The organism is Coprobacillus cateniformis (assembly GCF_009767585.1).
GTDB lineage: Bacteria > Bacillota_I > Bacilli_A > Erysipelotrichales > Coprobacillaceae > Coprobacillus > Coprobacillus cateniformis.
In genome coordinates this window covers 602,897-619,137 of the sequence record NZ_WSNW01000001.1, presented here as the reverse complement: position 1 = coordinate 619,137, position 16,241 = coordinate 602,897, and the positions used below count along the sequence as shown (strand labels likewise).

General features: G+C 31.2%; 13 protein-coding genes and 1 other annotated feature. Of the genes, 12 read left to right on the top strand and 1 reads right to left on the bottom strand.

What is annotated here, in order from left to right:
- Window positions 1-13: 13 nt before the first annotated feature.
- The 12 genes from dnaE (at window position 14) to thrS (ending at window position 15,396) form a co-directional block, all read left to right on the top strand.
- Entirely contained in the window at window positions 14-3,070 is a 3,057-nt protein-coding gene (gene dnaE / locus GQF29_RS03135) for a DNA polymerase III subunit alpha (RefSeq protein ID WP_008788237.1), read from the top strand.
- 1 nt (window position 3,071) lies between these two features.
- Window positions 3,072-5,681, top strand: a complete 2,610-nt coding sequence (gene polA, locus GQF29_RS03130; protein ID WP_008788238.1) for a DNA polymerase I — start codon at window positions 3,072-3,074, stop codon at window positions 5,679-5,681.
- Between the two features lie 8 nt (window positions 5,682-5,689).
- Entirely contained in the window at window positions 5,690-6,502 is an 813-nt protein-coding gene (mutM, locus tag GQF29_RS03125; protein ID WP_008788239.1) for a DNA-formamidopyrimidine glycosylase, read from the top strand.
- 1 nt (window position 6,503) lies between these two features.
- A complete protein-coding gene (locus GQF29_RS03120) occupies window positions 6,504-7,454 on the top strand; it encodes a Gfo/Idh/MocA family protein (RefSeq protein ID WP_008788240.1) in 951 nt (316 codons plus the stop codon).
- Complete coding sequence (gene coaE, locus GQF29_RS03115) at window positions 7,447-8,043, top strand: dephospho-CoA kinase (RefSeq protein ID WP_008788241.1); 597 nt, start codon at window positions 7,447-7,449, stop codon at window positions 8,041-8,043. The genes GQF29_RS03120 and coaE overlap by 8 nt, the downstream gene beginning before the upstream one ends.
- Window positions 8,024-9,271: a DnaD domain protein gene (locus GQF29_RS03110; protein WP_017144148.1), complete on the top strand. Its 1,248-nt coding sequence runs from the start codon at window positions 8,024-8,026 to the stop codon at window positions 9,269-9,271. Before coaE ends, GQF29_RS03110 begins: the two co-directional genes overlap by 20 nt.
- On the top strand, window positions 9,268-10,179 hold the full coding sequence (locus GQF29_RS03105; protein ID WP_008788243.1) for an ATP-binding protein: 912 nt from the start codon (window positions 9,268-9,270) through the stop codon (window positions 10,177-10,179). Before GQF29_RS03110 ends, GQF29_RS03105 begins: the two co-directional genes overlap by 4 nt.
- 76 nt (window positions 10,180-10,255) lie before the next feature.
- Window positions 10,256-11,215: a 6-phosphofructokinase gene (gene pfkA / locus GQF29_RS03100; protein ID WP_008788244.1), complete on the top strand. Its 960-nt coding sequence runs from the start codon at window positions 10,256-10,258 to the stop codon at window positions 11,213-11,215.
- Between the two features lie 34 nt (window positions 11,216-11,249).
- Window positions 11,250-12,674: a pyruvate kinase gene (gene pyk / locus GQF29_RS03095; RefSeq protein WP_008788245.1), complete on the top strand. Its 1,425-nt coding sequence runs from the start codon at window positions 11,250-11,252 to the stop codon at window positions 12,672-12,674.
- A gap of 151 nt (window positions 12,675-12,825) precedes the next feature.
- Window positions 12,826-13,068, top strand: a complete 243-nt coding sequence (locus GQF29_RS03090) for a hypothetical protein (RefSeq protein WP_008788246.1) — start codon at window positions 12,826-12,828, stop codon at window positions 13,066-13,068.
- 68 nt (window positions 13,069-13,136) lie between these two features.
- The gene (locus tag GQF29_RS03085; protein ID WP_008788247.1) at window positions 13,137-13,397 is read left to right on the top strand and encodes a hypothetical protein; all 261 of its coding nucleotides are present in this window, start codon (window positions 13,137-13,139) and stop codon (window positions 13,395-13,397) included.
- 20 nt (window positions 13,398-13,417) lie between these two features.
- Window positions 13,418-13,615: a binding site (T-box leader), on the top strand.
- A gap of 41 nt (window positions 13,616-13,656) precedes the next feature.
- Window positions 13,657-15,396 (top strand): threonine--tRNA ligase, encoded by a 1,740-nt coding sequence (gene thrS, locus GQF29_RS03080; protein ID WP_017144149.1) that lies wholly within the window; start codon window positions 13,657-13,659, stop codon window positions 15,394-15,396.
- 7 nt (window positions 15,397-15,403) lie between these two features.
- Here thrS and GQF29_RS03075 read toward each other — a convergent pair whose 3' ends face one another.
- Window positions 15,404-16,234 carry a MerR family transcriptional regulator gene (locus GQF29_RS03075; protein ID WP_008788249.1) on the bottom strand — a complete coding sequence of 277 codons (831 nt, stop codon included), beginning with the start codon at window positions 16,232-16,234 and terminating at the stop codon, window positions 15,404-15,406.
- Between the last annotated feature and the right edge of the window lie 7 nt (window positions 16,235-16,241).

Here is a 16,241-nt window from a genome sequence, read left to right as displayed (position 1 = left end):
GGAGGCGACATATATGTTTGGACATTTACAGGTTTTAAGTGCTTATAGTTTTCAAAATAGTACGATTTTAATTAAAGATTTAATCCAAGATGCAAATGCTAAGCATATAGAAGCCTTGGCTTTAACAGATAAAAATAATATGTTTGGAGCGTTAGAATTTAGTCAGGAATGTTTAAAATATGGGATTAAACCTATTTTTGGAATGGAAGCAAGTGTGATGATTGAAGGAGAGATTTATCCATTTATTTTACTGGCTAAAGATGATATTGGTTATTTTGATTTAGTGAAGGTTTGTTGTGATATTAACTTGCATGAAGATAAATGTATTGATTTAAAATCTTTGGCTCTTTATAAGGGACATATGTATATTATTTCTGGTTCAGCACAAGGAATCGTTGAAAGATTGGTTGCAAAGGAAATGGAAGAGGAGGCTGTGAAATATTTAAAATCATTTAAAGACATTTTTCAAGATAACTACTATGTTATGATTCAAAATCATCATATTAAATTACAACAAGCATTAAACGAAAGAATAATTTCACTTGCAAAATATTGTCGTGTGAAGATTCTTTGTTCCAATGAGGTTATATATTTAAAAAAAGCTGATGCTTTAGCAGTTGACTTAATGCAGGCTGCGAATCAAGGATTAACTTTAGAAAGTAAATATGTTCCTATAACAGAGGAGAAATATTTAAAAACTGAAGATGAAATGAAAATGCTTTTTGATGCTGAAATATTAGCAGAAACGAGAGAGGTTGTTCAAAACTGTAAGGCAACAATCCCTTTACAAGATAAACATCTACCATCTTTTCCAGTTCCACATCATGGAGAAGCATCAGAATATTTAAAAGGGCTTTGTCAAATGGGATTGAAGAAAAGATTCCAAAATCAAAAGATTCCATCTCAATATGTCAAAAGATTGCAGTATGAATTAAAAATAATCCATCAAATGGGATTTGATGATTACTTTTTAATTGTATGGGATTATGTGCGTTTTGCAAAAGTGAATAAGATACAGGTTGGTGCTGGGAGAGGAAGTGCTGCTGGGAGTTTAGTTGCCTATGTATTAGGAATTACTAATGTTGATCCAATTAAGTATGACTTACTTTTTGAACGATTTCTTAATCCTGAACGTGTATCCATGCCAGATATAGATATTGATTTTCAAGATGATCGTCGTGACGAAGTTGTACATTATGTTGTTGAAAAATATGGTCAAGATCATGTTGCTCAAATTGTTACGTTTAATACATATGGGCCACGTGTTGCTATAAAAGATATGGGAAAGGTCATGGGCATTCCTCTAGCTCGACTAGAAATTATTGCGAAAATGATTCCTACGGGTCCCAAAAATAAGAAGACAATTACAACTATGTATAAGACTTCAGCACAATTTCAATCTATGATTAATCAAGACCCTTTGTTGAAAAAAATTATAGGAGCAACAAGTGTTATTGAGCATTTGCCTCGTAATATTTCAACGCATGCGGCTGGTGTCATTTTATCCAAACAACCCCTAAGAGAGGTTATTCCCTTAGTATTAGGGCCAACAGCGACTTTAATGTCACAATATTCAAAAGATTATATTGAAGAAGTTGGATTATTGAAAATGGATTTTTTAGGTCTTAAGAACTTAACAATGATAGATTATATTTGTAAAGATATTAAACGAGATATAAATGAAACAGTTTTCTTAAATCAGCTGCCTTTGAATGATCAGAAAACATATGAACTCATTGCACGTGCTGATACTTTTGGTGTTTTTCAATTAGAGTCTCAAGGAATGAGAAATCTCCTAAGAAAAATGAAACCTTATTGTTTTGATGATATTGTTGCAGCCATTGCATTATTTCGTCCTGGTCCTATGGAAAACATACCTCTCTATCTGAAACGAAGAGGATTACAGGAAAAAGTTGTTTATCCATTACCGGAATTAGAACCAATATTGAAATCTACATATGGAGTTATGATTTATCAGGAGCAAATTATGCAAGTTGCCCAAAAAATGGCAGGTTTTTCACTAGGAAAAGCTGATATACTAAGAAAGGCAGTTTCAAAAAAAGAAACTGGTCTCATGCAATCAATGAAAGAGGAATTTATTGCTGGGTGCATAGATAAAGGTTATAGAGAAGAAAAAGCAATAGAAATATTTGAATTAATTGAAAAATTTGCCAATTATGGATTTGGAAAAGCACATAGTGTTGCTTATGGTTATGTTGCTTATCAATTGGCTTATTTAAAAGCAAATTATCCATTATACTTTTTTGCTTCTATTCTTTCTAATGAATTATCAAGTGAGACAACAAAGTTACATTGTATTCAAGAGTGTAAAACATATCATGTGGATATCTTGCCACCTTCAGTGAATTATTCACATGCACGTTTTATGGTTGAGAATGGTCATATACGTTATTCATTACTTGCGATTAAAAATGTTGGATATGCTGGATATAAAGCTATTGTTGAAGAAAGAAAAAATGGTCTGTTTGAAGATGTTTATGATTTTATGATGCGTATGGATGAATCGAAATTGTCTAAGAAAATGATTGAATCTTTAATTGATGCAGGAGCATTAGACGAATTTCAGTTGAGTCGAAATACAATGAAAAAGAATTTAGATACAATCAGAGATTATGGGAATTTAAAGAATATGTTAGGTATTGATGAAAAACCTGTACTCACAATTTATAAAGATTTTCAAGATGAAAAACTGAGAAAAGAAAAAGAAGTATTGGGTATTTATTTAACTATGCATCCAATTGAATTGATGAAGGAAAAGTTAAACACACCATATATTAATGTTTCTTCATTATATGAATATGTGAATCAAACAGTGAATATTGTTGTTCAATTACAAAGAGTTAAAAATATTACCGATCGTAAAGGTGATGAAATGTGTTTTATTGAAGGATTTGATGAAACAGGTAGTGTCGATGGTGTTGTGTTTGCATCGAGATATAAGAGTATAGGTATGATGTTAAAGAAAGGAAACATTTGTCTTATGAATGGAAAAGTTGATATGAAAGATAAGTTATCTTTTATTGTTGATAAGGCAAGAGTGATAGAATAAAATGGAAGAATTAGTATTGATTGATGGAAATTATTGGTTGTTTAGTTCGTATTATGCGACAGCAGCTATGGGAAATTTGATGGTTAACAAAGATGGTATTCCAACCAATGCAGTTTTTGGGTTTGCTAATCGTTTAGAAAATGTTATTAAAAAAAATCCAAAAGGGATTATGGTTGCGTTTGATGCAAAAGGGAAAACTTTTAGAAGTGATCTTTTAGAAGAATACAAAGGAACAAGGAAAGAAACACCAGAAGAATTAAAATGTCAATTTGAAATTGTTAGAGAATTTTTAGATGCTCATCAGATTCCTTATTGTGAACTTGAGGGATATGAAGGTGATGATATTATTGGTACACTTGCGACTCAGGGATCAAAGCAAGGCTATCAGGTGAATATCATGACTGGTGATAAGGATATGATGCAATTGGTAGATGAACATATTCATGTTTATAAAAGAAATACAAAAACAAAGACTGATGACGTTATTACACCTAAAACATTTTATGAAAAATATGAATTGCAGCCTGATCAAATGAGAGATTTATTAGGTTTAATGGGAGATAGTGCTGATAATATTCCAGGAATACCAGGTGTTGGTGAAAAGACAGCTCTTAAATTATTACATGAATATCAAACTATTGAAAACTTAAAAGATCATTGTTCAGAAATCAAAGGAAAAATGGGTGAAAAGATTAGAGAGAATATTGAACTTGGTATTCAGTCTAAGCAGATTGCAACGATCTTAAAAGATATACCTCTTGATGTCACACTTGATGATTGTCACTATGTTGGTTATGATTTTGATAAGTTAAAAGATTTTTATCAGAAATATGATATGAATTCATTATTAAAAAAGATTTCTATGGAATCAAAAGCACCAAAGCAAACTGAACTTCATTATGAAGTTGTAACGAAGATGCCTTCTATTACTCAAGCTAGTTGTATCTTAGGTGCAATCTATGATCAAAATTATCATAAATCTATTGTATTAGGTTATGCTTTGTATAATAAAGAGCAAGCATTTTATATCTCTTTTGAAGATGCATTAAATGATCAAGATTTCCTGAACTATTTAAAAGATGAAAAATATAGCAAATATAGTTATAACATCAAAGCTCAAATTCTTTCTGCGAGATGGAATGGAATTGATATAAAAGGCATGAATTTTGATTTGCAATTAGCTTCTTATATATTAAATCCAAGTCTAAAAGATGAAATGAAGTCTATTTGTGATTATTATGATTATGATTCTGTTCAATATGAAGAAGAAGTATTTGGGAAATTAGCAAAAAAACATATTCCTGAAATTGATTTATTAGCAAGGCATACAGTTTCAAAGGCCAAAGCTATATATGATTTAAAAGATGAAGCTATTCAAAGATTGAAAGATGAAGAACAATTTGATCTTTATCAAAATCTAGAATTGCCAGTGACTTACATTCTTGCAGATATGGAGTATGTTGGTGCAAAAATCGATATTCATGTCTTAAAAGAAATGGAAATGGATTTTGAGCAGCAGATTAAACAAATTGAAGAAGATATATATATGTTAGCAGACAAAGAATTTAATATTTCATCACCTAAGCAGTTAGGAGAAGTTTTATTTGAACGATTAGGCTTACCTAATGGTAAAAAGACCAAAACGGGTTATTCAACTTCTCAAGATATTTTAGAGAAGATTGAAGGATTACATCCTATTATTCCATTAATTCAAAAATATCGTATGTTAACAAAATTATCTTCAACATATGTAAAAGGTTTGCAAGAACAAGTTTTTGCAGATGGGAAAATACATACAATTTATAATCAAGCTCTAACTCAAACAGGAAGATTATCTTCTATAGAACCAAATCTTCAAAATATTCCAGTTCGTCAAGAAGAAGGAAAATTGATTCGTAAAGCTTTTATACCAAGCCATGATTATCTAGTCACATTTGATTATTCACAAATTGAATTGCGTATTTTGGCTCATTTGGCAGGAGTTCAATCACTCATAGAAGCTTTTAATCAAGATAAGGATATTCATACACATACAGCAGCTTTGGTCTTTAAAGTCAAGGATGAAGAAGTAACAGCCAATATGCGTAGACAAGCTAAGGCAGTAAATTTTGGAATTATTTATGGGATGGGAGAATTTAAGTTATCTCAGCAAATTGGTGTCTCTTTAAAAGAAGCCAAAGAATTTATTCGTAGATATTTTGAAGAATATCCAGAAATCAAAGTCTATATGGATCAAATTGTTGAAGATTGTAAAAACACAGGTTATGTGTCAACAGTTTTAAATCGTAAAAGATATATTCCAACAATCAATGATAAGAATTTTATGGTTCGTGAACAAGCTAGACGTTTTGCGATGAATTCACCAATTCAAGGAAGTGGTGCTGATATCTTAAAACTTGCTATGATGAAAGTGAATCAATTAATGAAAGATAAACATTTAAAATCAGAAATGATTTTACAAGTCCATGATGAATTGATTTTTGATGTTTATAAAGATGAATTAGATGAAATGATGAAATTAATTAAATCAGCAATGGTTGAAGCATTCCAAATGGATGTTCCATTGAAAGTTGATGGGGCTTATGCTTCTAATTGGTATGATTTGAAGTAGGTGAGAAAATGCCAGAATTACCAGAAGTAGAAACAGTAAGACAAACATTAAGACAATTTATTTTAGATGAAAATATAGAAGGCATTGATGTTTATTATGATAAGATTATTAATGGAGATACTCAGGAGTTTATAGAGCGTTTAACACATCAAACAATTAGAGACATTGATCGTGTGGGAAAATATTTGATTTTCTTATTAGATGAAGATGCTTTTGTTTCTCATTTGCGAATGGAAGGAAAGTATCATATTGTCAAAAGAGAAACGCCTGTCGATAAACATACACACGTTGTTTTTCATCTTCATGATGGGCAGGATTTGCGTTATATAGATACCCGTAAATTTGGAAGACTAGAACTTGTTGATCGTCATTTGTATCGTGAACAATTACCATTAATGAAATTAGGAAAAGAACCATTTGATATCAGTGGTGAAGAACTTTATGCTTTGTTGCATAAGACATCATTACCAATTAAAACAGCTCTTTTAGACCAATCGATTATGTGTGGAATTGGCAATATTTATGCAAACGAAATATGCTTTTTAATGAAAATTGATCCACGCACAAGAGCTTCTCGTTTATCCAAGAAAAGAGTTCATGAATTAAAACAGATTTCTGTGGATGTTTTAAACCGTGCTATTGCTCAGGGAGGAACAACAATTCATTCTTTTGATGCTAATGGTATTCATGGATTGTTTCAGGTTCAACTCAAGGCACATGGACAAAAAATATGTCCATGTTGCCAAGGTGAAATCAAGAAAATAATGTTAAATCAAAGAGGAACATATTATTGTCCACATTGTCAAAAAAGGAGGTACTAACATGATTCGCTGGGGAATATTAGGAATGGGAAAAATTGCTACAAGATTTATGCAAAGTTTAAATAAAAGCCAAGAAGGATATCTTTATGCTGGGGCATCTTTAACAGCAGTAAAAAGAGAACAGTTTTCTTTGAATCATCCTCATATTCTAATATATCCAACATATGAAGATTTGTTAGAAGACCCAAATATTGATGCTGTTTATATAGCAACTCGTCATAATGATCATTATCAATGGGCAAAGGCAGCTTTATTAAAGAAAAAAGCTGTTCTTTGTGAAAAGCCTGCAACATTAACGTATACTCAAACTGAAGACTTGTGTCAATTGGCTAAGTCCAACCAAACATTTTTTATGGAAGCTATGAAAACAAGATTTATTCCACTTGTGGCTGACATGAAGAAAGTTGTTGCATCTGGTGAGATAGGTGAAGTTCAACGTATTGAAACATCATTTTGTTCTGATGTAGACTATCAAGAAGGACATTATCTTTTTGATAAAGAACAAGGAGGTGTTTTGTACGATGTTGGAACTTACAATATTGCAACGACTCTTGATTACATAACATCGCCATTACAAAAAGTCTCAACTCAGGTTATTTACAAAAATGGTGTAGATGCTTACGATGTCGTTGAATTGGTTTTTGAAAGTGGACAGACAGCAAAACTAGAAATGGCAATAGATAGAAGCAAGGAAAAAAACATGATTATTTATGGTTCACAAGGAACAATGACAGCTGTGCCTTTTTATCGCCCTGAACAAGCTATTATAACTATTAATAATCAGCAAAGAGTTATTGAAAAGTCATATATTTATGATGATTTCTTTACTGAGATTGAAGAGGTGCATCGTTGTCTCAAAGAAAAAATCATTGAGAGTCCAAGGATGTCATTGCAGGATTCTTTAGATTGTATGTATGTTATGGAAAAGATAAGGGAGTCTTTCTATGACTAAGGTTATTGGGTTGACTGGTTCTATTGCAGTTGGAAAGAGTACTGTTTCAAATTATTTATTGACACATGGTTATTGTGTCTTAGATGCTGATGAAATTTCTCGACATGCATTAGATCAAGGTACAGAGTGTTTTAAGCAGGTTATAAATTTATTTGATTGTTTAGATGAAAAGGGCTCTATAGATAGAAAGAAGTTAGGCAATATTGTTTTTCATAATGCTTATAAGAAACGACAATTAGAAAATATTATTCATCCTTATGTCATTGAACAATTGAAGATAGGCATACGTACTTGTCAGGATGAACTTATTTTCTTAGATATTCCTTTGTTATATGAAGTTCATTTAGAGGCATTATGTGATAAAATTATTGTTGTATACGTTGATGAAACAACACAGATGAAACGTTTAATGCAGCGAAATCATATAACGCAAGAAGAAGCAATGCACTTAATAGGACAACAAATATCTATAGAGAAAAAGAAAGATATGGCAGATTTTGTGATTGATAATAGAAGTTATTATGAGGAACTGTATCAGGAAATAGAAAGGGTTTTAAAGGTATTAAAAGATGAAACTATATATGAGTGATTTGTACAGAGTTGAACTTCACTATCCATTAGATGAAGTTCAAACAGATATATTGTATTATTTGTATCAGCCACTTATTGGCTCTGATGCTTTACAATTATATATGATGTTAGTTATAGAGGGTAAACGCATGAATCGTTTTTTAAAGCCATCTTCTTTATCTCGTTTAACATCTTTTCTTTCAATGAGTTTTACAGATTTAGAAAAGCATTTTCAATCATTAGAAGCCATTGGATTATTAAAAACATTTGTTAAGCATGAAAATCAAATAACACAATATATCTATCAACTCCAATCACCACTCACATTAAAAGCATTTTTTAAGAATCAAATTCTATCATCTTTATTACAAGAATCGCTTTCTCCTGAAGATTTTCAAAAGACAGTTCAGTATTTTAGAATATCTGTAGAAGATTTATCAGATTATGAAGAAGTAACAGTTCGTTTTCAAGATGTTTTTCAAATCTATCATCATAGAAAACATGGCAGAATCTTAAAAATAAAAGATGAATTCAAAGAGCCAGTTCATCAAAATATAGAAGTCGCTTATGATAAGGAACTTTTATTGAAGAGTTTAGCTGATTATCAAATCAATAAATCAAAACTTACTGATGAGGATTTTCAATATATGATTCAACTTGCTACAGTTTATTCTATTGATGCTTTAACTTTAGCTGGTTTGGTTAAAGATTCAATGCATTCTCAAGGGCTTGATTATGACCGTTTAAAATTAAATATTAAGAAATATTTTGAAATGGATAGTGTCTCTAAATTGCAGGAAGTCTACCATAAGCAGCCATTGCAATATCAAACACAAGAGGGACAACAATCACCATTAGTTTTACATATGAAGTATTTGGATAATTTAACACCATATGAATTATTAAAAGAAAAACAAGGGGGAAAAGAACCTGTTTTTCATGATTTAAAGATTGTCGAAACCTTAATGGTTCAGTTAGGGTTGAAACCAGCTGTTGTCAATGTGCTTATTGAATATGTTCTTGGCAAAAATAATAATCGTTTATCAAAAAGTTATTGTGAAACAATTGGGGGATCACTAGCAAGAAATCATATTGAAACTGCAATGCAGGCATATCAGGAACTGATGAATGATAAGCGTCAAAGTGAAGAAGAATTAAAAATTGAACATGTGATTGAAGAGAACACAGAAGTCAATTCACAGAAATTATTTGAATTGTTAGATAAATTAGAGGAGGGACAATTATGATAAAGATTGGAGACATGCTTGAACAACCTGAAATTCAAAAAATGAAAAGAGAGAGTATTTATGCTTTATCAAAAGAAAAAAATATTCAAGAATTTTTAAAGACTTATCATTTAAATACATCTATAATGGATGATTATTGGGTTGAATTCTTAGATTATAATGATGATTATCAATTATGCCAAGGGTGTCAATCTTTACAAAATTGTCGTAAAGATAATCAAGGAATGAAAAAAAATCTTGTCTATAGAGACGGTGAAGTTATTTTAGAATTAGAAAGTTGTTTATATGGGAAAGCATTAGAAAGAAGAAGATTATTGTTAGAAAAGTTTGTTATAACAAATGTGAATGATGATATTCTTTTAACAGATCTTACATCATTAGAGATTGTTAAAAAAGCCAATAGCTTATCACCTAATGGTCAAAATACATTAGGTCATATTTTAAAATATTTACAAGAACCCAATGATAAAGGTTTATTTTTACATGGTGAAATGGGAACAGGTAAAACAACTTTATTAGCTGGCTTGATGAATTCTTTAGCCAAGAAAGGAAAAGAGATTGGTTTTATTCATTTCCCTACTTATCTTATTGATCTTAAAGCTAGTTTTTCGACTGGGGATACTGAATACGCAATGGAGCGTTTAATGAAAGTTGATTATTTATTATTGGATGGAATTGGTGAAGAGAATGTGACAGTTTGGTCTAGGGACGAAATTTTACTGACAATTTTATCATATCGTTTATTAAATCACTTACCAACATTCTTTACGAGTATGTATGGTTATAAAGATCTAAAAAAGGTCTATACTATTAAAAAAGGTGATGAAATTCGAGCAAATACGATAATTTCAAAATTGAAAGCGCTAAGCATTGAAATAATGCTTGACGAGGGCAAAATGAAGATATAGAATGGAAACAAAAGTGTAGAATATATCAATATTTTATGATAGAATCAAAATGCTATAAAGTGAGAGGAGAAGAATTATGGTAAAATGTATTGGGGTGTTAACTTCAGGTGGAGATGCTCCTGGAATGAACGCAGCCATTCGTGCTGTGACAAGAACTTGCTTAAATAGAGGAATCAAGATTTATGGAGTCCGTTTAGGATATAAAGGGTTACATGATGGGGACTTTATTGAATTTGATAGACATAGTACACGTAATATTATTAATGTTGGTGGGACGTTCTTAAAGTCAGCACGTTTTCCAGAGTTTAAAGATCCAGCAGTGAGAGAAGAAGCGATTAAGCAAATGAAAAAAGTTGGAATGGAAGCTTTGGTTGTTATTGGTGGAGATGGTAGTTATAATGGCGCTTTGAAATTAACAGAAATGGGAATTAATTGTATTGGAATTCCTGGAACAATTGATAATGATATTCCTGATACTGATTTTACAATTGGATTTGATACAGCTTTAAATACAATTGTAGATGCATTAGATAAATTAAGAGATACATCAAGTTCTCATCAAAGATGTACAATTCTAGAAGTTATGGGAAGAAGATGTGGAGATTTGGCTGTTCATGCTGGTCTTGCTTGTGGTGCAGAAATGATTGTGACAAGTGAAAGTGGTTTTGATGAAAAAGAAATTATTGAAACTTTAAAAAGATCAAAAGCTTCTGATAAAAAACATGCATTAATTGTGATTACTGAACACATTACTGATGTTCATGAATTAGCAAAACGTGTTGAAGAAGAAACTGGTTTTGAGACACGTGCAAATGTTTTAGGGCATATGCAAAGAGGTGGAAGCCCGACTGCAAGAGATCGTGTTTTAGCAAGTCGTATGGGTATTAAGGCTGTTGAACTTCTTGAAGAAGGAAAAGGTGGTCTTTGTGTGAGTGATGTGAGAGGCGAAATCGTTGGATTGCCAATTGAAGAAGTCTTGGGACATAAGAGAACTGTAAATCAAGGTATTTACGAAGATGTATTGAAACTTCGTTAATATAAATAAGAGGGTATAGGAGATAAAGTAAAGTATGAAAGAAAAAATGAAAAAGACGAAAATTGTTTGTACAATTGGGCCTGCATCTGAAAGTCCAAAGATGTTAAAGAAATTAGTTTTAGCTGGTATGAATGTTATGCGTTGTAATTTCTCACATGGTGATTTTGCTGAGCATGGAGCAAAAATGCAAACTATGCGTGATGTGAACGCAGAACTTGGAACTAACTGTGCTATTTTGTTAGATACAAAAGGACCTGAAATTCGTACTGGTGATTTTGAAGGTGGTGCTGCAAATTTCAAAAAAGGACAAGTTTCTACTATCTGTGTAGAAGATATTGAAGGGACTGCAGATCGTTTTACTATTACTTATAAAGATTTATATAAAGATGTTAAACCAGGTGGATTTATCTTGGTTAATGATGGTCAAGTTGAATTATTAGTTGACCATGTTGAAGGTACTGACATTGTTTGTGTATGTGCAAATGATGGAAAAGTGAAAAACAAACGTGGAATTAATGTTCCTGGAATTAAATTAGGTTTTGAATACTTATCTGAAAAAGATAGAGCAGATATTGCATTTGGTTGTGAACAAGATGTAAACTTCATTGCTGCATCATTTGTACGTCGTGCTCAAGACGTTTTAGATGTGAAAAAAGTATTAGTTGAAAATGGTAAACCTGAAATTCAAATCATCGCTAAAATTGAAAATAGCGAAGGTGTTGAAAATATGGATGAAATTTTGAAGGTTGCTGATGGAATCATGGTTGCACGTGGAGATTTAGGGGTAGAAGTTCCTGCTGAAGACGTACCATTAATCCAAAAAGAATTGATTACAAAATGTAAAGCAGCTGGTAAAGTTGTTATTACTGCAACTCAAATGTTAGAATCTATGCAAGAAAATCCTAGACCAACTCGTGCTGAAGTTAGCGATGTTGCTAATGCTATTTATGATGGTACTGATGCAATTATGTTATCTGGAGAATCTGCTCAAGGAAAATATCCAGAAGAAGCTGTTATGGTTATGAACAAAATCGCTTTAAAAACTGAATCTACTTTAGATTATGCTTCTTTACATAGAAAAGCTGTAAGAACTGCAACTGATGATGCATCTGAAGCTATCTGTATGTCAGTAGCTGAAATTGCGACTAAATTTGAAGTTGCTGCTATTATTGCATTTACTGAATCAGGATTTACTGCTAAGAAAATGTCAAGATATAGACCAGAATGTCCAATTATTGCTGCAACTCCATATGGAGAAACAACAAGAAAATTAGCATTAAACTGGGGTGTAAAACCAGTAACATGTAAACAAATGGATACAACTGAAGGTTTATTAAATTTAGCAGAAGTTATTGCTAAAGAAAATGGAATTGATGCTGGTCAAACAATTTTAGTGACTGGTGGAACTCCAGGTATCGAAGGAACAACAAGTTATTTACAATTAATTACAGTAAAATAATGAATGTAAGGACCAATTGGTCCTTTTTTTGTTTATCGACTACATTCGACAAAATATGCATTTTATTGTGAAAATAATAACGTTATTTTGTGAGATTTCTTCATAACTTTTTCATATCTTTGTGGTATTGTAAGCATAGAGGTGAGAGAATATGTTTAATAATACATCTCAAAAAATAAAGTTATTTGCTTATATCTATTTTTTTGGAAACCTAATTAATCAAGGGTATAGAGATATTTATCAATTCATACAATTAGAATGTAGTTCACAATTTATTGTGAGTACTCTTTTAGGATTATTGAATGGACTTATTTTGTATTTTGTTCTTTCACTTATTATCTATGGATTTGGTAAAATTGTGGAATATTTTGAAATGTTAAATGATCGTTATTGATTTTCACTATGAGAAAATAAGCAATAATATCATATTTTTTATGATATTGTGAAAGTAGGAGGAGATATATGTTTCATAAAGTATCGAAAATTATAAAAGTCTGTGCTTATCTTTTCCTATTTGGGAATATTATAAGTCAGGGATATAGTATTGCGATTAATACGTCCTACTTGAATACTGGGCAATTGATGGGTGTTGAATCTATGATATTGATGCTTTGGTCTTGTTTTATTTCTTTTTTGATTTCTTCATTAATATATGGGGCAGGAGAAATTATAGAATATTATGAAAAAGCAAACTCAAAAATATCAGATGACTTGACAAAATAATAGTTTGATGTAAAATAATGCTACAAGCTATGATTTAGGATATGTTTTTATATAAGTATTGTTTAGAGAGGAAACGGTTGCTGAAAGTTTCTCAATCTTTATAAAGATACTCCCTAATGAGCTACACTCGAAAGAGAATGTCGTTGGGTCGCGTTAAGACAATAGAGGTTATCGAAAGATAATAAATTAAGGTGGTACCACGAGATTTCGTCCTTTGCGATGAGATCTCTTTTTTAATAATAAAAAGGAGGAAATGAAAATGGCAAACTTTGATTTTAAAAATGATGAACAATTAAATATGTTAAACCATTCGTGTGCTCATGTTTTGGCACAAGCAATTCAGCATTTATATCCAAATGCTAAATTTTGGGTTGGTCCAGTAGTGAGTGAAGGATTCTATTATGATATTGATTTAGGAGACAAAGTCATTAAGGATGAAGATATTCCAGCTATTGAAAAAGAAATGAAGAAGATCTGTAAAGATGGTAAACGTATTATTCGTGAGGAGCATTCTAAAGCAGAAGCAATGGAGATGTTTAAAGATGACCCATACAAATTAGATTTAATTTCTGGTTTAGAAGACGGACATATTACATGTTATCGTCAAGGTGATTTTGTAGACTTATGTAGAGGGCCACATGTTGAAACTGTTAAAATGTGTAAAAATTTTAAATTGCTTAAACATTCAGGTGCTTATTGGAAAGGTGATAAAGACAATAAAGTTCTGCAAAGAATTTATGGTGTTTGTTTTCCAACTCCAGAAGAATTACAAGCTTATTTAGATTTTTTAGAAGAAGCTAAGAAAAGAGATCATAAGAAATTAGGTAGAGAATTAGATTTATTTATGATGAGTGAGTATGCACCAGGAATGCCTTTTTTCTTACCACATGGTATGCTGCTTAGAAATGAATTAGAAAAATTCTGGTATGATGAACATACAAAAGAAGGATATGAATTCATTAAAACACCTATTATGATGTCTAAGGAATTATGGGAAGTTTCAGGACATTGGTATAATTATAAGGAAAATATGTATACTTCACTAGTTGATGAGCGTGAATTTGCTATTAAACCTATGAACTGTCCTGGCAGCTTACTTGTCTATAAAAATGGTTTACATTCATATAAAGATTTACCAATACGTATGGGTGAACTTGGACAAGTGCATAGACATGAAGCAAGTGGGGCTTTAAATGGTTTATTCAGAGTTCGTACTTTTACTCAAGATGATGCACATATCTTTATGACTCCTGATCAGATTGAAAGTGAAGTTGTTCGTTTGATTGCTTTCATTGATCGTGTTTATTCAATGCTTGGATTATCATATGATATTGAATTATCTACGAGACCAGAAGAAAAATATATTGGAGAATTAGAAATTTGGGAGAAAAGTGAAGCAGCTTTAGCAGCAGCCTGTCAGGCGGCTGGAAAAGATTATAAGATCAATCCAGGAGATGGAGCTTTCTATGGTCCTAAATTGGATTTCCATGTTAAGGATTCTTTAGGAAGAGTTTGGCAATGTGGAACTATTCAATTAGATATGAATTTACCTGAAAGATTTGATTTGACTTATGTGGATCAAAATGGTGAAAAGGTAAGACCAGTTATGGTTCATAGAGTTATCTTTGGATCTATTGAAAGATTTATTGGTATTTTAATAGAACATTTTGCAGGAGCGTTCCCATTATGGTTAGCACCTGCTCAAGTCAAAGTCATTCCAGTGAAAAATGAATATCATTTAGACTATTCTCAAGAAATTTTTAAATTGTTAGAAGCTAAAGGTATTCGTGTTGAAATAGATGACAGAGAAGAAAAACTAGGTTATCGTATTAGAGAGGCACAAATGAAAAAAATTCCATATCAATTGGTATTAGGTGATAAGGAAAGAGATGAAAGAACAGTCACTTATCGTCAATATGGTGAGCAAAAACAAACAACTGTCTCATTAGATGAATTTATTTGCATGATTTTAAAACAAATTGAAGACAAAGCATTATAAAAGCATATCACTCGATATGCTTTTCATTTGTTTCTAGATAGATTGTGGTAATAAATTTATTTTCATCTTGAACAGCAATATCTGATAAAACATATTCTTCATAAGCATTTTCTCCTAAAATAATATGATGCTTTCTTGCATAAGAAAGTGCTCTTTGATAGGCTTCACTAATTGTTTGATAATCACCTTGATGATATGCAACTATGTAATAACCAGCTTTCATAATGCGAATATTTCTATGATTATTTTTTCTCACACGGGTATATAAACACTGAAATGTATTATAATTCTGTTTACACAATTCATCAATTGATAGAATTGTTCCTACTTTGTCCATTGTATCCAGATGATTATTATAAAAACGGACATATTCATCATTATAAGCTTCAAAACTTTTGTTGTTTTTGTGGTGAATATCATCACTACAAAGAATATATTCTTCATCAAAGTATTGAAGATAAATATCATTGACTTGAATCTGGAGAGCATGTGAAGTTGTTGAACGAATTGTTTTAATAAAATCTTTAGCTCGTTTTAATTCTTTCATTTTTTGATCTAAAACTTTTTCTTGATCGTTTAATAAGTCAATCAATAATTGAGGTGTTCTTGTTTCAAGATAAATCTTAATATCATTTAAAGACATACCAATACTTTTAAGAATAGTAATAATAGTAAAAGTATCATACTGATGATGAGAATAATAACGATATTGATTCTCTTTTACAATAGATGGTTTAAATAATCCAATTTCATCATAATGAAATAAGACATGTTTAGGAACATTGCATATACGTGCAAACTCTCCTGTAGTAAAGTATTTCTCACGATTTTCTGACATTTTTTCA